We start from the raw sequence: 20973 nt of genomic DNA, 5'->3' as shown, positions 1-20973 counted from the left end.
AACGAAAATTAAGCACTAGTTATCAAGAATCCACGACCTTGCGAAAATGACTAAGCCAGAATAAACTCAGTTCCTACTATATTAACATCCTGACATCATCTAAGTTGATTATATAAGGCCCGGAGGGCATAACAACAGGTAATTAAATACATAAGTGGGGGAATCCATCATGGATCTATGAAGTGAAGGGTGAAATAGGAAGTTTATTTGCTATATCTCTATTATATACGAACCTACGTTCCTGTTCAACCGTTTACAATCTAAAAAATGAAAGAAAAGGCATCCAAATCGATTACGGGAAACCTATAATTTGGAAGCACCCAGGCCTCCATCCATGCTATCCGGGTGGAGCGAAGGAGACTGGGGAATTAGCCTTGATCCTTCCGCTCTGCCCGATCTAATTCACATAACCCTGCACCCGGTAAGGTTCTATACCCGGCAACTGATCCAAATTTTATCCTCTTAGCGTAACCCGCTTCATCTTCCCCTGCTCTTCCTGTCATTCCCCGATTCACTTATACAGCTTGGTCCATGCCAAACCATTCGCAACGAGCAGCGTGAGGATATATGCTAACATGCCATAGGGAATGGTGCTGCTTGCATAATGCAAACCCCATAATCCGCCCACTACAATAAAGAATAGCAGCACCCACCAGCCGTCTTTCTGCTGAGCCATATTAAACGCCTGAGAGAACGGTGGAGTGCGCAGAATTGCCTTGGCTGATAAAGGAATCAACACCAAGCCGGTAAGGAATACGATGAGAACATCCGGGATAATCCGGCTTCCGAACAGAATCAGGAATATGACCGCATTCACAGTGAAGAGCGGCAGGAACATTTTGACCGCAAAAGCCTTTAACGCCCCTAGGTATAACGGATTCATGCTTGGCATCGGGGCTGCGCCAAACAGCCAGAAGGCTTTGGGCTTGCCGGAGAATTTCAGCATCATGACGACCGTTACAATCATAATGAGCATCGTGTGCAGTACATAGTACGACGATCCCTGGCTGATTTCGGCCAATGAGGAGTTGCGGATTGTGGAGACAAAAAATAAATAAGGCAGTAACACGGACAATCCGAGTGTTGGATACACTTTAAGCTTAAACTCTCTCTCATTCTTCAGCATGCTGGCAGATAATCGGAAACAAGCCTGCTCCGTGCGCGACCGGCATACCAATTTGGCCAAGAATCTGTCCAAGCGCCCGCGCTCCCGCCCTTTTCCCGCTTCGCTGTGAGCCAGCTTCTCCAGATGCTGCTCGAAAGAAGGAATATAACGGACATAAACGATCATAAGCACAATCGGTACGAGTACAGCCAGCAACGAGAGTACGGTCAGCCACCCGCTCCCCTCGCCAAACAACCACTCATACGGAGCCGCAAACCACACTGGCGGAAGCAGAATCTGCCACCAGGCCGGCGTAAATACCAAATTGAAATCAATCAGATCAAAGGAACGAATCACAAACTGATAGCCAATGGCCAGCGCGGCGGAAAGTCCAATCTGTACATAATTGATCAGATCCTTCAGTTTCTCTCCATCCCAATACTTAAGCAGCAACAGATAAACCAAGGAAGTGCTCACCAGAATGAGCATATTCATCAGAATTAACTCCAGGATATAGATCAGAAAGAACAGCACGCCATGCTTGATCAATCCTACGACCAGTGAGCCTGCTGAGAGCGCCGGTAAGCAGCAGCAAGTAAATTCCAGCATGAATCGATCTCGCCAACCCGACCGTACGACCGTCGATCGGCTTTGTCATCAAAATGCTGCGGTCGCGCACATCAAGCAGCACGGAAGAGAAATCTGAAATCATGGAGCTCATGATCAAGAACATGAGGATCGCAGACAGGATGCTCATCGGCATTAAATATTCCGGATCGCTCCAGAACACAAACGGCGTTAGGACAAGCCCGATTAAGCCGTACAGCCAGAGGGAGCTGACAAACAGGTTCTTGTCCTGCTCTTCTTCTTTCTTCCTGTTGCTTGAAGATAATATGACAGGTGCACGCCTCGAATCCATCAGCAATTTGACATGGAGGATCCGGCGCAGGGTTGCATAGTCGACACCCATTCTCGAAATAATTCCCTGAAAGCGATCCAGTATCTTCAGCATTCGAAACGATGATTCCGATCCCCCCATATCAACTTCCCTCCCGAACGATCGATACGAACCGTTCCGCAATACGGGCATGGTCATGGAACCCCGTCAGCTGATTAAACACTTCTTCCAGGGACCCCTCATGAGAATGCTGTTGTAATTCTTTGAACGTTCCGTCCGCCACTACCCGGCTGTCAGCAAGCAGGATGATCCGGCTGCTGATTTTCTCAACGACGTCCATAATATGTGAGGAATAAAAAATCGTCTTGCCCTGGGCCGAGAGCTGAGCCAATACTTCCTTGACCACCATCACGCTGTTCGCATCCAGCCCGCTTAAGGGTTCATCCAGAAACAACAGATCAGGGTCATGCAGCAGGCTCGAGATCAGCAGCACCTTTTGCCGCATTCCTTTTGAAAACGTAGCGATCCGGGAGTGATAGGCCTTTTCCATGTCAAAACATTCCATTAATTGCTTCGCCTTATCATCCGCTGCATCATATGTAAGTCCGTACAACTCGCCTATAAAGGTCAAATACTCGGCAGCCGTTAACTGATCGTACAATTCGGCCACCTCGGGGACATATCCAATTCTACGTTTATAATCGATATTCCCATCGGAAATATCCTGACCGAATATGCGGACTGTCCCCGTGTACCCCTCAACCAGCCCGAGCATGATCTTGACCGTCGTGCTCTTCCCCGCTCCGTTCGGACCGATATATCCAATCATCTCGCCCCGGCGTACCTCCAAGTCGATACCGTTCAGCACGTAACGATTATCATATTTCATGCGCAGGTCTTGAATCCATAACACTTCATTTTCGGACATGATATGATTCTCCATTCCCTCATTGACTTCACATACCTACCTTATTATGGAAGTAGGTGAAAATCAACCTTTTGACGCATACTCGCTCTGCAATATCCCCATATGCACGATGTCATGCCAGTCGCCATTCCGGTACAAGCTCTGCCTGGAGCTGCCTTCGTGGACAAATCCGATTTTTTCATACAGCTTGATCGCTTTAAGGTTGAAGGAAAATACTCGCAAGCTTACCCTGTGCAGATTCATTTCCAAAAAAGCATAATCGAGCAAAAGCGTCATCGCTTCAAAGCCGTACCCTTTGCCCCAAGAAGTCTTTTCGCCAATGTCGATGATGCACTCCGCATTCCGGTTCTTGGTATCGATATGAATCAATGACATGATGCCGATCGGTCTGCCGGTATCCTTCAACAGGATCAGATAGCTCTTCGAGGAGGAAGAGCCCAGGATCACATGCTGAACGAAGTCCTTTGTTTCCTCCAGTTGATAAGCATCCAGGCAAGGACTGGTGGATTGCATCACTTCGAGATCATTACGCCAGGTATGATAAAGCTCTGCGTCATTCATCGTCATTTTTCGACATGTCAATCTAGCAGAATTAAATAGCATCAACAAGCACCCTTTCCATAATCATGTTTCTATTGATATCGGATCTAACATTATGCAGAGAGATTGGATGAACGTTTCCAACTGCTCCGGTACACAAGTCATCGTCGGTCCGAGATGGAAGGTATCCAGCATGAGTCCGTTCAGAAACGAGATCATATATCGCGCGATGGCTTCCGGTTCCAATCGGGGCCGAAACTCCCCTTGCTCCTGACCTTTCCGAATGACCCGTCCCATGGTCTCAACAGTCAGTTGATATCGTTCGGTTATATAGGGATAATTCTTCCTGGCATGAACATAAGAGGAAGACAGGATAAATTCCGCCCTGGCCAATACAAGCGAATGCCGGATTAGCGATAGATCACCCTGCTGTTTCTGAACCCAGTCCATCAACTGATTCCATATCGGATATTGCGGATCCGGTTCAAAAAAACGGAGCGTCTCTTGGTCGTCAAAACGCAGGACCTCTATAAATACATGCTCCACATTATCAAAATACGCATACACGGCTCCGCGGGACATGCCCGCTTCATCCATAATGTCCTGCATCACAGTGCGGGTATAGCCCTTTCTGATAAAAACGCGCCTGGCCGCCCTCAATATTTCATGCTTCTTCTCCTGTTTGTATTCCTCGCTAACCCGTGGACACATAAGTCATCCCTCTCCCGCCCTTTAACATGAATACAGATTCCACAAAATTCACCTTAACATAAACGACATGATTGTCGTTTTAGACTTATTTTATCATAAACGACACTGGTGTCGTTTTCAAGCGGCATCCGTGTTCAACACGAAAAGCCTCTTGAAGGAATCCCCTCCTCTCCTTATATTCCTCTTTGAAAACAACTTGTTCTATTTTTCCGCTTATGCACATTTCCGTCAACATTCGCGAATAGCTGCATATATATGGGGGAGAACGAAAAGAGGTGATCGGACATCATTAAGGGCATCAGCCGCATCCTGATCTTCACCTTACTGCTGGTTTTCTTTTTCCCCGTCGTATCCCATGGCGCTTCCGGACAGAAGCTGGACAGTAAGTACAGCAAGTACGCACAGTTTATCGTCATTGATAAATCCACCAACAAACTGACGTATTATGAAAAAGGCAAGGTCATTAAAACGTTTCCCGTCGCTACAGGCAAAAAGCCCTCCTATACGCCAGAAGGCCTGTTCAAAATCCACGAAAAAGTGAAAAACAGACCTTACTACAAGGAAGGCATCAAGGGAGGAGACCCGCGGAATCCGCTAGGGGACCGCTGGCTCGGCATTAATGTGAAAGTAAACGGCAGAGTTAGCTACGCGTACGCCATTCATGGAAACAACAACGCCAACTCGATCGGAAAATACGTGTCGGCAGGTTGCATACGGATGCATAATAAAGACGTGCGCTGGCTCTACGACAAAGTGAAAATGAATACCCCCGTCCTCATCCAAAAATAAGAGCGCAAAAAAGCCAAACACATTCATGTGTCTGGCTTTTTTAAAATTTGGCGTTTACGATCCATAGTCCGCTCCGAATTCAATAATATTGCGGTCGGGATCCAGCACGAAAATCTGGGCAAAGCCGGCAACGCTGTCGGGATTAGCCACATACTCGACGTTCATTCGGTCCAGCCATTCCTTCGTCTCGCGGTAACTTTTCACCCAGATCGAGAAATGCCCGTCCGTCGTATCGATTCCGCGCTCCCGCAGCGTATCACTGATGGGATGCTCCAGCAGATGAAGCTGCTGGTCTCCGACAGCGTACCAGACACCCTTGGAGGCAAACGGCGGTCGCGGCAGCTCCTGAAACCTCAGCACCTCCGAGTAAAACGCCTTCGCTGTCTCCAAATTTCGTACGGCCAAGCTGACATGGTGCAGTCTTTCAAATTGAATCATGATTCACACCCACTCATAAACGGAATCCATCATCGTTCATATTGTCTTACAGCTTTATAATATTGTCCATCCATTTCAACCAAGAGCACCTTGTCAGCAGGCGCCCCAGCCAACTGATAGATGGCCGTTCCGACAGGTAAACTGCTATCTCCATCTTCCAAGTGTACTCCCTCTGGAGCACGATGATCCGCAACGTCCGCATGATCGATCTCGCGGCTCACTTCTCCAAGCTTGGTTCCGGCTTTAAAAGAAGGAAGCACGGCATGCTTCAATACTTTGTAAGAGTTTCCACCACTCCATACAACAAATCCCTCGCTCCATTGCACAGGCTTACTATTTGCTGCTTTTTCCTCGGGTTGTATTTGTTCCGATGAGCCAGTTACATTAACCTCACTCTTCTCCACGGCTGCTGTGGAATTCAAAGTCATCGAAACGACCATTGCAGTGACAATCATCAAAAAGTATTTCATTCCAAGACTCTCCTTCCATTTCTTTGAATAAAGGTATGTAACCATCTTGTATAGGATAACTTATACATTATATTTGAATCAACCATCTAAGGGGGAGTTAACCATGGACATCCATTCGGAGGAATATAAAATTGCCTCACTCAATGGGAATGAAGGTACCTTGAAAGCGATTGAAGATGCTGAGACCAAAATTGCCGAGCTTACTGGCAAAGATATCACCCTGATTGCTTACGAGAAAGACCAGACCCAAGAGAAGAATCAATAATCAAGCCGAGTAAAATAAAGAGCTGCCCTCCAACCGTCCACTGTGGCCAAGGGAGAGCAGCTTTTTCATTTCATTATGCAAGACAGCAAAGCCCGATCCCTGTAACTCGGAATCGGGCCTTGCTGGACCGGGAGCTCATATTCCCAGCGGTATCTAATAAATGCTTACTAGACCGAAACTTTAACGCCGAGTGTCACGATTTCGTGAGGTTTAACCGGCAGTGTGAAGCTTTCTTGATCATCAAAGCTTTGAACCGTTCCCTCTACCTCCAGAATAGAGCTCTTATAAACGCCCCGGGAAGGTAGAGAAGATTTCAGCTTCAGTTCTGTATCCGTGCCCGCCATATTGAACCAGCGCAGCATCAGATCTCCGGTCTTAGGATTCACTTTCAGGGAAGAGAACGCAAGCTCTTCATGGCTCCATTCAAGCGGTGCGGAAGTCGATGCAACGGTGCCGGCATGGACTCCGGTCTGTGCAACCGTCCATGGAATTTGGAACTGGTAAGCCTCAGCGTATGCACCTGACTTCATGCCGTCTCCCTGATGCGGAATGACCTCCATACGTACGGTATGAACGCCGATGCACTGAGCCTCAGGTGTAGGGAAGTACCCCCAATCACCGAGCTCGCCTACGGAACGAAGCAATGTAACGGCGATGGTATTCCGGCCGTCACGCAGGACTTCATATTCATTCAAGCCTTGGTTGGCTACCGTTAACCCTGCAGTAGCCGTCGTAACGTCAACGAAAGCCTGTTGGTGAGCCGTATAACTCGGGTTCTCCCATTCGGCAGCAGGTTCGTTATCCCGCGTTGCAACCTCAAACATGGAATCCACGTTGTGTGACGATGCCTGCAGATCCGTTGGGAACAATGCACGCACCCGATGATCCTTCGCCTGATTATCCACCGTCGCTTCAATCTCCACGCCTTTGCCGCTGCGGTTCAGACTGACCACGGTACGAATGCGCATGGGCACCATCTCGCTCGATCTTTGCGCTTTGCGGTTTGGATAATATACAAGCTCATGCTGCTCTTCATCCAGCTTGCTGTCAGCCATAGCCGGAATGGACCAGTTATGAACGATTTCAATGGCTGCGCGGTAAGGCGTATCTTCCAGAACCGAAATTTGGGCGGTTTGGCCTTTCGTGGTCAAGGCCGCTTCGCCATCCGGCTGTTTGTACATATATTCGTTACCGATATCTCCGGTATTTTCATAGACGCCCAGATCGCGGTATACTTGTCCGTTCTTTTTATCCGTCAAGCAGAAGGAACCGTCCCCCTGGATCTCAACCTTGATCAGCTCATTCTCCATCACATTGGCATTGCTGATTAAGGATTCAACCTCAGTAGGCTTCACTTCACTCTTCACCCAAGCATAAGCAGTCAATCCCATTGCAGGAATTGCGCTTGCCTCGAAGGTGAGTCTCACACGACGGCACATATACGGCTGGCGGAAACGGTCGTCCGGCAGATCGTAGCCGAACTGAAGACCCAGATCCTCAACGGTGCAAGGTACAGCTTGTCCTTGAGCGTTAACCAGCACGCGGCCGGACAAGTCGATTTCCTTCATCCGGCGGCTGGTTTCCTCCAAAGAGTAACCTTCCCGGAAATAGAGCCGTTTCGCGTCCAGCTCGATGCTGACCGTACCGCTGCGGCTCCAACCCGTCGTATTGAATACAACAAGCGGCAGCGGATCGGATCCCCATTGCTCGAAGGCGCTCGTGTCAACGGCATCTGCAATGACGCGAACACTGTCGTCCACGATATTTTCGGCCACGTGTGCGCTTTTCTCAAAGCGGGTAACCATTTCGCGGTGAACTTCGTCCACGCTGCAGCCGCAGATGCTGTCATGCGGATGATTCTGCATCAGTGTCTTCCACGCGTAGGTGAACAGATGATGCGGATACTCCTTACCCAGCAGGCTCGCGTAGGATGCAAGCGGTTCGGCCACTTTTTCGAGTAAGGTCTGGCCGCGCTGGTTCATCTGCTTCAGGTACACGCGTGCCGAAGCGGTATTAACGAGCGTTCCCCATCCATCGGTACGCTGACTGCGCAGCTCTCCTTTTACGGAGGAAAGATCCTGCGGCAGCTTCTCCCGAACGGCTGTCAGGTAATCGTCAAAATTGGAATGAATAAACTCCGTATCCGGATACAGCTTCTTCGCTGTACGGATGCCTTCCGGAAGATCGGTCTGTATCGGCTGATGGTCACACCCGTTCATATAGAGCAGCTCAGGCGTGGAAGCATACTTCTCGGCATCCGCCAGCTTGCGGTCCCAGAATGCCTTCGCTTCCGCTTCATCAACGGGAACCTCGTTACCGTTACTGTACCAGTTGGCAAACAGGATGCCCAGCACCTTGGAGCCGTCCGGACCTTCCCACATCAGCTCTGAGAATGAGGACTCATAGCCGCTGTCGGAGACGGTATTGTTAAAGCCCGTTGGCTTCACGCCCCGGCCGAAGAAGGCATTATCGATGCCGGACTGCAGCATCAACTGCGGTATTTGGCCTGTAAGTCCGAATGTATCGGGGAAATAACCGATTTTGGCAACTGTGCCGTATCGCTCGGCATCCTGGTGTCCGATCTGCATATTTCTCACGTTGGCTTCACTGCTTGTCAGGTAGGCATCCTGCAGAATGTACCATGGACCGATAATAATGCGTCCATCCGTGATCAGCTTCTCAAGCTGCTCTTTCTTCTCGGGTCTCACCTGCAAATAATCTTCGATAATAATCGTCTGGCCATCAAGGAAAAAGCTGCGGTACTCCGAGTCCTTCTCCATCGTCTCAAGCAAGCTGTCCATGAGCTCGATCAGCCGCACATGGTGCTTTTCATACGGTAAATACCACTCGCGGTCCCAGTGAGTATGCGAAATAATATGTGCTTTTCTGGATTGATCCATCGTTTGCTTAGTCCCCCTTATGTTAGCCCTTCGATACCGTGATTTCGACCTCATCCGGACGGTACACCGATAACAGGTCACCGCTCGCATCTACTGCAAACAAGACCGAACGATCCGCTTCCAGCACGAATGAATAGATGAGGCCTGTGGAAGGATCCTTTACCTCAACGTTCGTGTCCCACGATTGCTCCGAGCCGAATACGAAGAGAGCTCCTTCTTCAAACGTTACCTTGCGCCCATATACGCCGGAATGTTCTCCGCCTTGATTCCAGATCAGTCCAGTGTCGGCAGCGGACAGCTCCAATGCATACCGATATAAAGCCGAAATGGTGTCGATTCGATCATTCAATTCTACGGGAAGCGGGCTCCAGAGAAGACGCCCTGCTCCAAGCTTCACATCCACGATAGAGTCGCCGGCCACATCAGCCGGTTTCGCCCCGCTGCCTGCCGGAATTTCTTTGCTCAGCTCGGCAATCTTCCGATGGCCATACGATGCAGACCATGCACGATCCCCAATGCGCAAGCTTTCTTCCCGGCGAACATTCGCCAGCTTCCGCTCGCCCAGCTCCTCGGTCATTCGATCGACCTGATGCCAATATGCATCCAGACCGATAGGACCTGTCAGAAGCAGCGTAGCTCCCGTTTCCTTCACGATATCCATCAACTCGGCAAACGCCTGGTCATCTACATTATGCGCGCTCGGCAGAATGATGAACTTCACCGGATGGTTACGCAGCGAGCTTAAATCATATTCCCCGACAGCGCGGAACGGCACATTCAGCTCGTAAGCAAGCGCGCGCGTCGCCTTGGTCGTTGCTTCAAAAGCGAGCTTCCGGTTCGAGAAATCGTTCGAATAAGGGAAAATGACCGCGGTCTCTTCCAGCTTCCGGCCTGTAAACATATCCCGGATGCCTTCCATGAAAGCGCCGAAATCATACGATACATCCGCTTCCGGTTTCTCCGTGCCGTCAGCGCGGACAGCTCCGATATGCGATTCATTGGCATTGTCCATGTAGAAATTCGTGTTCCAGATCCAATGAATGGCTCCTGCGCCCCCTGTGGAGAAAGCGTAAGCATACTTGCGCTCCAGCAAATTCCGCAGCTCGGCTTCGCTTCGCTTCGCCCGGCCATCCGGTGTCTCCACGTACATGATGCCCGTTTCCTGAATCAGGTTCGGTTTATCCGGCGTTTTGGCAAAGATGCCGTCCCAGATCAAATAGTCGTTGAACCACCAGGAGTGGACCGTCGTATAGTCTACGGCTTCGGCATAGAAGAACGGAGATGGACGCTGTGCGCCAAGCGCCTCGTCCTGTCCAACGGTAACCATATGATCCGGGCATACTTCTTTAATATCGTCATATAATTCCTTGGCCCAGCGGTTATGCATGTCCATGGAGAACAGTGCGTAATCAAGCCATTGGGTGCCTTTTTTCCCTTGATGCATGTCTTGAACGTCAAAATTAATGACTTGAGGCTCCGGTGGAACCACGGAGTCAAAACCCGGCAGCTGATCGGCTGTCATATTCCAGCGTTCCTGCAGACGCTCAATCGAACCATGGCGCTTTTTCAGCCAGTCGATATAAGCTTGTTTCTCGAATGGATCCTTCGCGGAACGCGGTCCGTCCGAGAATATCTGCGGCGGATCAAACATGGATGGCTCGTTAATCAGATCCCAGTCCACATTCTTCGTATTTTTATGTCTACTAATGATGGAACGTATGAAACGCTTCTGCGCTTCCACACTTCGCGGATCGAGGTAAGGATTTTGACCTTCCCAAGTCTCCGGTGTGAAGGAGAAGAACGTGAATGTCACCTGCAAATCATGCTTCTTCGCCGTTAACAGGAAGGCGTCAATCGAACGCAAAACCTCTTCGGATGCATGACCGTCCACCTGCATAATATTGCGGTATGCGGTCCAGATACCGGTACGAATCCAGTTGATGCCCGCATTACGCATCTGTGCCATATCGCGGTCCCATACATCCGTGTTCGGAAGGAACAGGAACTTACGCGCTACATCGGAGGTCATATAAGTCATCCCGACAACAGGCAGCGGGCGGCCATCCTTGATGAAGTAATCCCGATTGCAGGTTACAGGCGTTCCCGCCTGCAAAAGCTCGGAATCTGTTCCCCAGAACCCTTGTCTCAGCCGCCGGATTTCTCCATCCGGTCCTTCAGCTTCACATACGACCCGATAGGATCCCGGCTTGATATCCAGCTTAACCGGAATACGCTGTACATGAAATTGTCCGGTCACATCCACCGTCTCGGAATGATGCCAGGATAAGGACTCATCTTGGTCGTGTTTGACGGAGATGCAGAATGTCCAGCTCTGCGGCTCTTGTACGGGTAAGCTCCGGCCAAGACGTTGTGCCTGCAGGGTCAGAATCGCGCGCTCGCCGGACTCGTAGGCCGCATAATTCGGCTTGATCCACAGCTCGGTGATGCCTTTTGCGCAGAATGCCGCCCAGCGCCGTACCTCTTCTCCTCCATCCTGTTCCCAGAAAGAGGTTGAGAGAGGCTGATTCACAAACATCCAGCGTCCGCCCAAGAAAGGTCCGCCGACGTTTTCCCACAGAACGGCAGGAGCCGTGACTTCTCTTCCCTTCGCCGTGGTCCCCTTAAGGAGCGGATAAATCCGTGTATCCATTGGCCCGGCCGATCCCATCTGATGCGGCAGGTCACTGCTTTTGGTGACATGCGGAACCAGGTTCCACGTATCGCGGACGGATAACCGCTCACGGCAACTCTCCATAAGCGGAATAACGTCACTTGCAGTCAAATGGTCGACGCGTCCGCTGTCTACTGGCAGCGCTTCATGTATGTGAAGCTGCTGGTGATATGCCGTCTGTTCGTGCTCCACCACCCAAGCGCCATCCTCCATACGGACAGGACGCTTGAAGGGTGCGCCACCAACGCTGACCAGGCCGCCGCCATTTCTCAGAAAATCCAAAATCGCTCTCCAGGCTGATTTCGGGAAATAAGGCGCATGCAAATTGACAAAGCTTGCGCCTTGTCCTCCTGCTGATATCAGTGCTTCAGCCAAATTGTCTGCGCTGCACACCACATCGAATGCATGCAGGGCCGCCGCGCTAGCCGGCAAACCGGCAGCTTCTGCTGCCGGAAAGGACGGATCGTAGAATACAATCAGACGCCCGCTCATAGAATCCCTGCTTTCATCGCCTGATACACCAATTGCGAGAAGAGGCTGTTGGACCAGGCAAACCAAGATCTAGTAAAGACTTTTGGATCGTCGGCATGGAAGCCTTCATGCATAAAGCCGGTATCTGCATCGGTCGCTTCCAGCAGCGCAATCATCTCCAGCTTCTCTTCGGCCGTCTGTGCCGTAATTCCCTGCATGGACAAGGCCATGTGCCAGATGTAATCCGGCGGTGTATGCGGACTGCCGATTCCTTTGGCAACAGCGCCCTCGTAGTAGAAAGGATTCTCTTTGCTGAGCGCAAACCGTCTGGTGTTTTGATAGATCGGATCATCTGCAGAGCAATACCCCAGATAAGGGATGGACATGAGTCCAGGGGTTCCCGCATCATCCATCAAGCAGTGATTCCCGTAACCGTCTGTTTCATAGGCGTAGATCGGTCCAAACTCCGGATGGCGGTAGATGCCGTACAACTGAATCCCGTGATCCACGTCGGCTTCGAGTCGTTTCAGCTCATCGAGCAGCTTCATATCCCGGAACACCCATTCCGCGAATTCCTGCATTTGACGCAGGGCGACAACGGCGAACATGTTGCCCGGAATATTGTAGTGGAAGTCGCAAGCGTCATCGCTTGAACGGAAGCCGGACCAGATCATGCCCGTATAATTTACCGGCATGCCGAGCCCGTTATTGCGCAAGGAATCCGTTGGAATTCCGTTATCCCGCGTGAAACGGTAAGGCGATTTCTCGAAATGGTGCTGCTCGGTTTTAAACAGCTCGATGATTTTGATCATAGCCGACTTGAAGTTGGCGTCAAACACATCCGTAAGACCGGTTTCCTTCCAGTACAGGTAGGCCAAGCGAACGGAGAAGCACAGGGAATCAATCTCAAACTTGCGCTCCCATACCCATGGGGACATTTCGGTTTCGTCGGTTGTGTTCCAGTGCCAGTCATTCGCCGATTCATTAAAGGCGTTGGCATAAGGATCGATATGAATATATTGAAAATGGCGTTTGATCAATCCGCTTAAAATCCGCTGCAGCTGCGGATCATTCTTCGCAAACGGAATGTAATGGACCACCTGTTCTACCGAATCGCGCAGCCACATGGCCGGGATATCACCGGTAATCACAAATGTCGTGCCATCCTCCATCAGTTTGGTTGTTGTCTCCAGCGTGTTCGGGAACGTGTTCTTGAACAGCTGAAGCAGCTTTGGACGGTGCGCAAGCTTTTCTTCAGCCTCTTGCAGAACCGCCTGAATCGATTGCGGCAGCTCAAGCTCCGGCATTGGTATTTTTGGGAGTCTGAATTGTTCCATGGTTGTTCTGGCTCCTTTGATTAAATATGATGTGTAGTCAATTTGATGGTTTTGATCTCATACGGCAAGAACTGAAGGACTAACCTTCCTTCCGCAGTATCCAGTAGTTCGAGTTCTTCTTCCAGGGCGTTGGATACATGGACGCTATCATAAGGATAAGGCCAGCTCAGTACTGCTTCGTCTCGCCCTCCCGCGGATTCATACATTCGAAGGATATACCCTGAACCGTCTTCTGCTGGTTTAACGGTATCCAGGATCACATGATCGCTCTCGAACGGAATAAACGAATGAACAGCAGCCCGAGGCCCCTTGTTCGAGCTTGCTCTTACGTATGGAAGCTCATGATTGAGCTCGGCAGCTTTGCGGACGATTCCAGCGCTTCTCCAGTCTCCTTCATGCGGGTATAAGGAATATGTGAACTCATGCTCACCCAAGTCTGCCGTGACATCGGGCCACTTCGGCGCGCGCAGCAGGGACAACCGGATGGTGCTATCCTGAATGTCATACCCGTACTTGCAGTCGTTGATAAGGCTGACGCCATATCCATGCTCCGACACATCCGCGAAACGGTGGCCGCAGACTTCATATTGCGCCTGCTCCCAGCTTGTATTGCGATGAGTCGGTCTCTCGATGGTTCCGAACGGAATCTCATAAGTAGCCTTATCGGCAACGACCCCGATCGGGAAGCCGACTTTCAGCAGTTTATGTGATTCATTCCAACTGACAAACGTCTTGAAATCGATCCGCCGGTCGTGATGATAAAAAATCATGTCCTGCATGATCTCCGAGTTATGGATGCGCCAGTGGAAACGCAGCACATCCTGTACCTCACCCGCATGCACCAGCTTCTTCTCGATCAGCTCCGCCTCTCCGGCTAATTGCTCCTCGTAACGGGTATCGATATCCCATGCGTCCCACAGCGTCGGACGGTCATGGAAGAAGTGGAAGCGGTTCGCGGCTTCGCCCGGCTTGACCACTTCCCGATGAGCCTCTTTATCCCACAGGCTCGTGATTTCGCCGCGCTCATTAAAGCTGACCTTATAATGATCCGTTTCCCAGGAATTTGCGAACACTGTAGTAGAATTCTCCGCTACCGCCTGGTTTCCTGCTGGCCGCTTCAACCAAATGGTCTTGTATCCCAAAGCCGGGATGCCTTGAACATGAACATTCAAGCGGTGAGAGGTTTTACCGTTCTCTTCGGTTTGGGCATCGTATTGCAGCAGCGCTCCATCCGAATCATACGGCGCGAGGCCCTGCTCTCCTTCAATCGAAATGACCGCATCTCTGCTCCATCCAAGTCCGTTGAAGATGACATACGGAATGCCTTCCCCTTCAGTATCGGCCTGATCCGCCAATACCTGAAGTCCAAGACGGAGGCTATGATTTCCTTTTTGGAACACCTCTTCGTATTCCTTCTCGGAGGTGACATAAGACTCCGTAATGGCGGATCCTGGAATAATATCATGAAATTGATTCAGCAAAATCAATTTCCAGCCGTCATGCAGCTCGCTCCTAATCCCCTGCCGCTGCTCGTTGTCCATCGACGAAAATGCCACCGAATTCCAGAGCTCCGCCTCGCGGTACAGAATTTCCGCCTTCCGGTTATGACGCTTGTTCCGCCCATGCGTTGTATAGGTGCCGCGATGAAGCTCAAGATACAAATCCCCGCGCCATTTCGGCAGCTTCGGCTGTGTTTCCTCGATCCCGCTGAAAAACTCGGCAGCCGTACTGTACTTGCTGGCCGGTTGCCCCACCATAAGCCCGGCACGGTCGATATATTCCAACATTTCGCGGGTTACGCCACCTCCGCCGTCACCATGTCCATACAGCAGCATCTGCTCCGGATGAACGGCTCTTTGGCGGTATGACTGCCAGTGCTCATGAACATCTTTGGGCAGCGTGTTCTCATTCACGCCGTGATTGAGATAGGATAACATTGGGGTTCCATCGATCCCGACCCAATGGAACAGGTCGTAAGGGAACACATTCGTATCGTTCCAGCCAAGTTTTGTTGTCATGAAATAACGAATGCCGCCATGCTTCAGGATCTGAGGCAGGGATGCACAGTATCCGAACGTATCCGGCAGCCACTCAATATGAGATGTCAGACCAAACTCTTCTTGATAGAAGCGCTGCCCGTACAGCATTTGGCGCATGAGGGACTCCCCGCTCGGAATGTTCAGGTCCGGTTCGACCCACATCCCGCCGACCAGCTCCCAGCGTCCTTCCTTGATTCTGGCCTTCACTCTCTCGTACAGCTCAGGATCGTGATCCTTCAGGAATTGGTACAGCAAAGGCTGGCTCTGCGCGTACTTAAATTCGGGATATTCATTCATTAGCGCATCCATGGTGGAGAAGGTCCGGCTTGTTTTTCGCACGGTTTCCCTGACCGGCCACAGCCAGGCGATGTCGATATGCGATTGGCCTACCATATGCTCGGTGCCTTCAGCATGGCCGCCAATGGCAGTAACCGCCTGTTTCAGATCATGCTCAATCCCGGTTACCTGAGCGCCATCCCGAATGGCGGCGTCGTCCAGGCTGACAAAGCGGTCCATCGCCTGATACAGCGCCTCCATTAAGCGAATTCGCCGCATATCGCTATCCTGCAACAGGATAAGCGAATCGCGGATCACGGTCGCGGTGTACATCAGGCTCTGAACGGGTACGTTCACGTTGACTAGCAAGCTTTGCACCCTAGTAATCGGAGGCTGGATGACAGCCTGCTGATTCAGCGGGTCTACCGGCTCCGGAATCGGATCGTACAACTCGATCTCAAGCTTCATGTTCAAGCCGGTGCGTTTCGGATCAAGCTTGACGAAAGTATGATTGCGGTCCAAGCCCTGATAAGATACTCCGTTTATGCGCAATAATCCCTCGCCCCCGGAGTGGAATACAAGTCCGATCGCTCCATCCACCCAGTGGGTGGGCAATTCAAGGTTCCTCCGAAAGAAATAGGTTGTTCCCTGCGTGCTCGGAAACCTGTTGAAGTCATGCCCCTCTGTATAAGGAGCCGTATCCTCATACTCGCCCGGAACCATGTATGCGGTTCGGGTAATGTCCCACTCTCTAAGCTCCGTCGACTCGAGCCACTGCCGCTCCGACAGTTCGCGTATAAAGCGTCGAATGCGTTCCATTCCTTAACCCTCCTGTACAGTCAGATCTGCACTCAGCGTATCGTTCACATGTCTGCCAACCATCACACGGAACAAGCCAGGCTCAACCACCTGCTTGTAATCTTGACCGATATATTGAAGCTGTTCCGGTCCGACGGTAAATTCCACCTTGCACTGCTCTCCAGGCTGCAGAGAGATCTTGCGGAAGCCCTTCAGCTCACGGGCCGGTCTTGTATATTTGCTGGCCACATCGCTCACATACAATTGTACAACCTCGGACCCTTCCCGGTCTCCACTATTTGTAACATTCACAGAGACAACGGCGGATTCGCCTGTTCCGATCACTTCTGGCGTAACTTGAATATCCGAATAACGGAACTCGGTATAGCTAAGCCCGTATCCAAACGGATAACGCGGCTGAGAATCCTCTTCGAGGTAACGCTTACCGCGCGACCGCTTGCCGTTATAGTAAACCGGCAGCTGTCCGACATGCTTCGGAATCGACATCGTCAGCTTGCCGGACGGATTCACATCGCCGAACAAAATGTCCGCTACCGCATGTCCGCCCTCCTGACCCGGATACCATGCTTCCAGGATGGCATCGGCATGCTCGTCGATCCACGGCTCCGCAATCGGCCGGCCGTTGATATACACAACGATCATCCGCTTGCCAAGCTTATGAATCTCCTGGGCCAATTCCAATTGGACGCCGGATAACTGCAGCGTCATCCGGTCGATGCCCTCGCCGCAATCCATGTCGCTTAAAGCGTCGTCCGTGACCTTCGATGCCCCTGTGCGCAAATCGATCGTGCCTTCGCCGAAATCGCGTGCACTGGAACCGCCAAGCACCATGACCACGGTATCGGCCTGATCCGCGCAAGCTAACGCGAAATCAAAACCTTCCCTGGAGTCATCCTTAATGCGACAGCCCGGTGCATACAATACACGATTCGCCTCATCACCCAGTTTCGCGCGGATTCCATCCAATACGGTGGTCACGCTTGCAGGCGGCTGAGGAGACGTATAATCCCCAAGCTGATTGTAGCCCTGATCGGCGTTAGGTCCAATGACGGCAATCACGCCGCTTTCTTTGGATAACGGCAAGGCCTTGCTTTCATTCTTGAGCAGAACGATGCCTTCCGCAGCAAGCTGTCTGGCAAGATCCACATGATGCTGGCTGCCGATAACCTCCTCGGCTACCTGAGGATCCACGTACGGATTCTCGAATAGTCCTAGCTTGAATTTCAAGGTCAATACGCGGCGCACGGCCTCATCCAATACGGCAACCTCAAGCTTGTTTAACTCGATCGCGTTCAGGAGATGTTTGCCAAACATCTCGCCTGACATCTCCATATCGATGCCGGCACGAAGTGCCTGAACAGCGGCATCCATTCCGTCTTCAGCGGTGTCATGGCCGCTGGCCAGCATATCAATGGCCCCGCAGTCGGTGATCACCATGCCGTCAAAGCCCCACTCCTCGCGAAGAATCCCGTCAAGCAGCTCCGTATTAACGGTGCACGGCACGCCGTCAATCTCGTTATAAGCCGGCATAATGGATGCTGCTCCTGCCTCCACGGCTTTCTTGAACGGCAGCATGTCCACTTCCATCAATTCACGTGTTCCCATATGCACGGGTCCCGCATTTCTCCCGCCCTCGGAACTGCCATAAGCTACAAAATGCTTCAACGTCGCCGCAACACTGCTCGGGCTGTCCAATGAATCACCTTGAAGGCCTTCTACCGATGCGACCGCATATTCGCTGATCAGGTATGGATCTTCGCCGAAGCATTCCTCGGTACGGCCCCATCTTGGGTCGCGCACGACGTCTAGGACCGGGGAATAAGTGACGGCACCGCCTTGGCTGCGCGTTTCGAGCGCCACGGCACGGCACATATCCCGGTACAAATCCACGTTCCATGTGCTCCCGATGGACAGCGGCACCGGAAAGACCGTGCCGCCGATAGCCATATGCCCATGCGAGCATTCCTCCCCGATCAGGATCGGAATGCCCAGACGCGATTCCTCAATGGCGTAGCGCTGGATGTAGTTGACGGCTTCTGCTCCTTCACGCGGAGAAAGACCGGTCTCAAGTGTTACACCGGTCCATGGATCGGCGCGAAGGGTCCCGTAAAGGGATCCGACGCCGCCATTTTTCACTTGCTCTTTAAATGAATCCGTTAATGAAATCCGGCCTTCATTTACTTCATAGGTCTTCCAGCCGAACGGCTGGATCAGCTGCCCAACCTTTTCCTTCAGGTTCATCAGGCCAAGAAGATGTTCAACTCTTTCCGTAATGGGTTTACTGGAATCTTTATAAGTCATCTCATACCCTCCGGTACATGAAGAATTTATTCTTTAACCGCGCCGATGGTCAGACCTTGAATGAAATAGCGCTGGAAGAACGGATAAGCCAGAATAATCGGCCCCGTTGCCAGAACGACCATCGCCATCCGCGACGTATCCTGCGGCATGCTCTGCAGAGCGGCCATGCTAAGGGATGAATTCTGAGAGTTCTGCAGGATGAACTGCATGCTGGTCTCAATCCGCATGAGCATGGATTGCAGCGGAACCAGGTTCGGATCATCAATGTAGAGCAATGCGTTGAACCAGTCGTTCCAATATCCCAGGGTGCTGAATAACCCGATGGTTGCCAGACCCGGCAGGGATAGCGGCAATACCAGCTTGTAGAAAATTTTAAACTCGCTTGCACCGTCGATTTTACCGGATTCAATGATGGCATCCGGAACGCTGGTGCTGTAGAACGTTCGAAGAATCATAATATAGAAGGCGTTGAGCGCCAATGGCAGGATCAATGCCCAGATGGAATCTTTCAGACCGAGCAGTTGCGTGGCAACGATATAAGTCGGTACCAGCCCCCCGTTAAACAGCATCGTGAAAAATGCAAAGAACGCGAAGAAATTCCGATATCTGAAACCCTTGCGAGAGATTGCATAGGCATATAACGAGATGATAAACAAACTGATCAACGTTCCCACTACCGTTACAAAGATCGTAACACCATAAGAACGAAGCAGCGTATCGCCTGTCTGGAATACGTATTTGTAAGCTTCAAGACTCCATTTCTCCGGCCAGATTTGGTAACCGTTGCGGGCCAGTGAGCCTTCATCTGTAAATGAAATGATCATGACGAACAGGAATGGAAATACACATAAGAACGAGAAAATACCGGCAATCAGGTTGAATACGACATTCCACCCGGATGAAAGCTGATGGAAATCTTTCATCTTGCTTTTAGATTTGAACACATCACATACCCCCTTCTTGGTAGATTGATCGATTAGAACAATGCATTATCCTTGTCATATTTACGAACGATATAGTTCGATACCATGACCAGAATAAATCCGACTACCGACTGGTACAGACCCGCAGCGGTACTCATTCCGATCTCGCCCGTTGTCTTCAGACCACGATATACATAGGTATCAATGACGTTCGTCACGGAATACAAGGTTCCCGAATCCCTTGGCACTTGATAGAAGAGACCAAAGTCAGCGTAGAAGATTTTACCGATCGCAAGAAGAGTCAAAATGGTCATCAGCGGTTTGAGCATCGGAAGCGTAATGGCTTTAATCTGCTGCCATTTGTTTGCTCCGTCAATCATGGCCGCTTCGTACAAGGATTTGTCGATCCCCATAATCGCCGCCAGATAAACGACGCTGTTATAACCAACGGATTTCCACAAACTGATTAACGTCAGGAATATCGGCCAATACTTGGCCTCGGAATACCATTGAACCGGCTCCATGCCAAACCAGCCCAGAATCTGGTTCAACATCCCTTTATCCATGCTCAGGAAACTGAATGCGAAGTAACCTACGATAACCCAGGACAGGAAGTACGGCAGGAACATACCGGTTTGATAGACTTTCGCCAATTTCTTGTTCACGATTTCAGACAATACGATAGCCAGTGCTACGGATAGAATGAGACCTAGAATAATGAACACGAAATTATATAGAACGGTGTTGCGCGTAATGATGTAAGCATCGTTGGTACTGAACAGGAACTTAAAGTTCTGGAATCCTACCCATTCACTATTAACGATACTTGCCCAGAACCCGTCACGGCTAAAGCGGTATTCCTTAAATGCAATAATGGTCCCGAACATGGGCAAATATGAGAATAAGAGAAACCATAGGGTCCCCGGCAAAACCATGAACAGCATGGCCTTATTCGTCATAATATTTTTGAAAAACTGTCCGATCGCTCTCACGCTTACCCCTCCTCGTGATGTGCATGAAATGAACAAAAGAAGGGCGGGTGAACATCCGCCGCCCCGTCCTTGTTCATGCTGCAGCGGTACTGCTGTCCCT

At 50.9% G+C, this 20973-nt stretch carries 16 protein-coding genes; 2 read left to right on the top strand and 14 right to left on the bottom strand.

Annotated features, from left to right (window positions below; translation table 11 throughout):
• Positions 1–511: 511 nt before the first annotated feature.
• The 5 genes from AK95_RS27255 to AK95_RS27240 all read right to left on the bottom strand — a co-directional run bounded on the left by AK95_RS27255 (position 512) and on the right by AK95_RS27240 (position 4182).
• Positions 512–1600, bottom strand: coding sequence for a hypothetical protein (locus AK95_RS27255; protein ID WP_235613234.1), 1089 nt, complete (start codon positions 1598–1600; stop codon positions 512–514).
• Positions 1548–2144 carry a hypothetical protein gene (locus tag AK95_RS35000; protein ID WP_235613233.1) on the bottom strand — a complete coding sequence of 199 codons (597 nt, stop codon included), beginning with the start codon at positions 2142–2144 and terminating at the stop codon, positions 1548–1550. Before AK95_RS35000 ends, AK95_RS27255 begins: the two co-directional genes overlap by 53 nt.
• A 1-nt stretch (position 2145) precedes the next feature.
• A complete protein-coding gene (locus AK95_RS27250) occupies positions 2146–2931 on the bottom strand; it encodes an ABC transporter ATP-binding protein (RefSeq protein WP_071223043.1) in 786 nt (261 codons plus the stop codon).
• Positions 2932–2994: 63 nt separating this feature from the next.
• Positions 2995–3534 carry a GNAT family N-acetyltransferase gene (locus AK95_RS27245; RefSeq protein WP_071223042.1) on the bottom strand — a complete coding sequence of 180 codons (540 nt, stop codon included), beginning with the start codon at positions 3532–3534 and terminating at the stop codon, positions 2995–2997.
• Between the two features lie 21 nt (positions 3535–3555).
• Positions 3556–4182: a TetR/AcrR family transcriptional regulator gene (locus AK95_RS27240; RefSeq protein WP_071223041.1), complete on the bottom strand. Its 627-nt coding sequence runs from the start codon at positions 4180–4182 to the stop codon at positions 3556–3558.
• Positions 4183–4467: 285 nt separating this feature from the next.
• Between AK95_RS27240 and AK95_RS27230 the strand changes: the two genes are divergently transcribed.
• Positions 4468–4971: a L,D-transpeptidase gene (locus tag AK95_RS27230; protein ID WP_339296657.1), complete on the top strand. Its 504-nt coding sequence runs from the start codon at positions 4468–4470 to the stop codon at positions 4969–4971.
• A 54-nt stretch (positions 4972–5025) separates the two neighbouring features.
• Here AK95_RS27230 and AK95_RS27225 read toward each other — a convergent pair whose 3' ends face one another.
• Together AK95_RS27225 and AK95_RS27220 are read right to left on the bottom strand one after the other, a co-directional pair.
• Positions 5026–5409, bottom strand: a complete 384-nt coding sequence (locus tag AK95_RS27225) for a VOC family protein (RefSeq protein WP_071223038.1) — start codon at positions 5407–5409, stop codon at positions 5026–5028.
• A gap of 29 nt (positions 5410–5438) precedes the next feature.
• Positions 5439–5879 (bottom strand): hypothetical protein, encoded by a 441-nt coding sequence (locus AK95_RS27220; RefSeq protein WP_071223037.1) that lies wholly within the window; start codon positions 5877–5879, stop codon positions 5439–5441.
• Positions 5880–5982: 103 nt separating this feature from the next.
• Here AK95_RS27220 and AK95_RS34635 point away from each other — a divergent pair, with 103 nt between their 5' ends.
• Positions 5983–6144 carry a hypothetical protein gene (locus AK95_RS34635; protein ID WP_181469721.1) on the top strand — a complete coding sequence of 54 codons (162 nt, stop codon included), beginning with the start codon at positions 5983–5985 and terminating at the stop codon, positions 6142–6144.
• A 167-nt stretch (positions 6145–6311) separates the two neighbouring features.
• Here AK95_RS34635 and AK95_RS27215 read toward each other — a convergent pair whose 3' ends face one another.
• From AK95_RS27215 to AK95_RS27185, 7 genes are read right to left on the bottom strand one after another with little or no spacing between them, the layout of a single operon-like run.
• Positions 6312–9044 (bottom strand): alpha-mannosidase, encoded by a 2733-nt coding sequence (locus tag AK95_RS27215; RefSeq protein ID WP_071223036.1) that lies wholly within the window; start codon positions 9042–9044, stop codon positions 6312–6314.
• A 22-nt stretch (positions 9045–9066) separates the two neighbouring features.
• Positions 9067–12207 (bottom strand): beta-galactosidase, encoded by a 3141-nt coding sequence (locus tag AK95_RS27210; RefSeq protein WP_071223035.1) that lies wholly within the window; start codon positions 12205–12207, stop codon positions 9067–9069.
• Complete coding sequence (locus AK95_RS27205; protein ID WP_071223034.1) at positions 12204–13523, bottom strand: glycoside hydrolase family 125 protein; 1320 nt, start codon at positions 13521–13523, stop codon at positions 12204–12206. Before AK95_RS27205 ends, AK95_RS27210 begins: the two co-directional genes overlap by 4 nt.
• 20 nt (positions 13524–13543) lie before the next feature.
• Positions 13544–16657: an alpha-mannosidase gene (locus tag AK95_RS27200; protein WP_071223033.1), complete on the bottom strand. Its 3114-nt coding sequence runs from the start codon at positions 16655–16657 to the stop codon at positions 13544–13546.
• 3 nt (positions 16658–16660) lie between these two features.
• Entirely contained in the window at positions 16661–18958 is a 2298-nt protein-coding gene (locus AK95_RS27195) for a glycoside hydrolase family 3 N-terminal domain-containing protein (RefSeq protein WP_071223032.1), read from the bottom strand.
• Positions 18959–18984: 26 nt separating this feature from the next.
• Complete coding sequence (locus AK95_RS27190; RefSeq protein WP_071223071.1) at positions 18985–19881, bottom strand: carbohydrate ABC transporter permease; 897 nt, start codon at positions 19879–19881, stop codon at positions 18985–18987.
• Between the two features lie 53 nt (positions 19882–19934).
• Positions 19935–20864: an ABC transporter permease gene (locus AK95_RS27185; RefSeq protein ID WP_175320733.1), complete on the bottom strand. Its 930-nt coding sequence runs from the start codon at positions 20862–20864 to the stop codon at positions 19935–19937.
• Positions 20865–20973: the final 109 nt, after the last annotated feature.

It is taken from the genome of Paenibacillus sp. LC231 (genome assembly GCF_001860525.1).
Taxonomy (GTDB): domain Bacteria; phylum Bacillota; class Bacilli; order Paenibacillales; family Paenibacillaceae; genus Paenibacillus_AQ.
Note: the sequence above shows the minus strand (reverse complement) of the source record. Positions and strands in the feature narration are given on the sequence as shown.

Bases quoted from the DNA above. Each gene is read 5' to 3' on its own strand.
- AK95_RS27255 (WP_235613234.1), bottom strand. From the start codon at position 1,600: ATGAATATGCTCATTCTGGTGAGCACTTCCTTGGTTTATCTGTTGCTG.
- AK95_RS35000 (WP_235613233.1), bottom strand. From the start codon at position 2,144: ATGGGGGGATCGGAATCATCGTTTCGAATGCTGAAGATACTGGATCGC.
- AK95_RS27250 (WP_071223043.1), bottom strand. From the start codon at position 2,931: ATGTCCGAAAATGAAGTGTTATGGATTCAAGACCTGCGCATGAAATAT.
- AK95_RS27245 (WP_071223042.1), bottom strand. From the start codon at position 3,534: ATGCTATTTAATTCTGCTAGATTGACATGTCGAAAAATGACGATGAAT.
- AK95_RS27240 (WP_071223041.1), bottom strand. From the start codon at position 4,182: ATGTGTCCACGGGTTAGCGAGGAATACAAACAGGAGAAGAAGCATGAA.
- AK95_RS27225 (WP_071223038.1), bottom strand. From the start codon at position 5,409: ATGATTCAATTTGAAAGACTGCACCATGTCAGCTTGGCCGTACGAAAT.
- AK95_RS27220 (WP_071223037.1), bottom strand. From the start codon at position 5,879: ATGAAATACTTTTTGATGATTGTCACTGCAATGGTCGTTTCGATGACT.
- AK95_RS34635 (WP_181469721.1), top strand. From the start codon at position 5,983: ATGGACATCCATTCGGAGGAATATAAAATTGCCTCACTCAATGGGAAT.
- AK95_RS27215 (WP_071223036.1), bottom strand. From the start codon at position 9,044: ATGGATCAATCCAGAAAAGCACATATTATTTCGCATACTCACTGGGAC.
- AK95_RS27210 (WP_071223035.1), bottom strand. From the start codon at position 12,207: ATGAGCGGGCGTCTGATTGTATTCTACGATCCGTCCTTTCCGGCAGCA.
- AK95_RS27205 (WP_071223034.1), bottom strand. From the start codon at position 13,523: ATGGAACAATTCAGACTCCCAAAAATACCAATGCCGGAGCTTGAGCTG.
- AK95_RS27200 (WP_071223033.1), bottom strand. From the start codon at position 16,657: ATGGAACGCATTCGACGCTTTATACGCGAACTGTCGGAGCGGCAGTGG.
- AK95_RS27195 (WP_071223032.1), bottom strand. From the start codon at position 18,958: ATGACTTATAAAGATTCCAGTAAACCCATTACGGAAAGAGTTGAACAT.
- AK95_RS27190 (WP_071223071.1), bottom strand. From the start codon at position 19,881: ATGAAAGATTTCCATCAGCTTTCATCCGGGTGGAATGTCGTATTCAAC.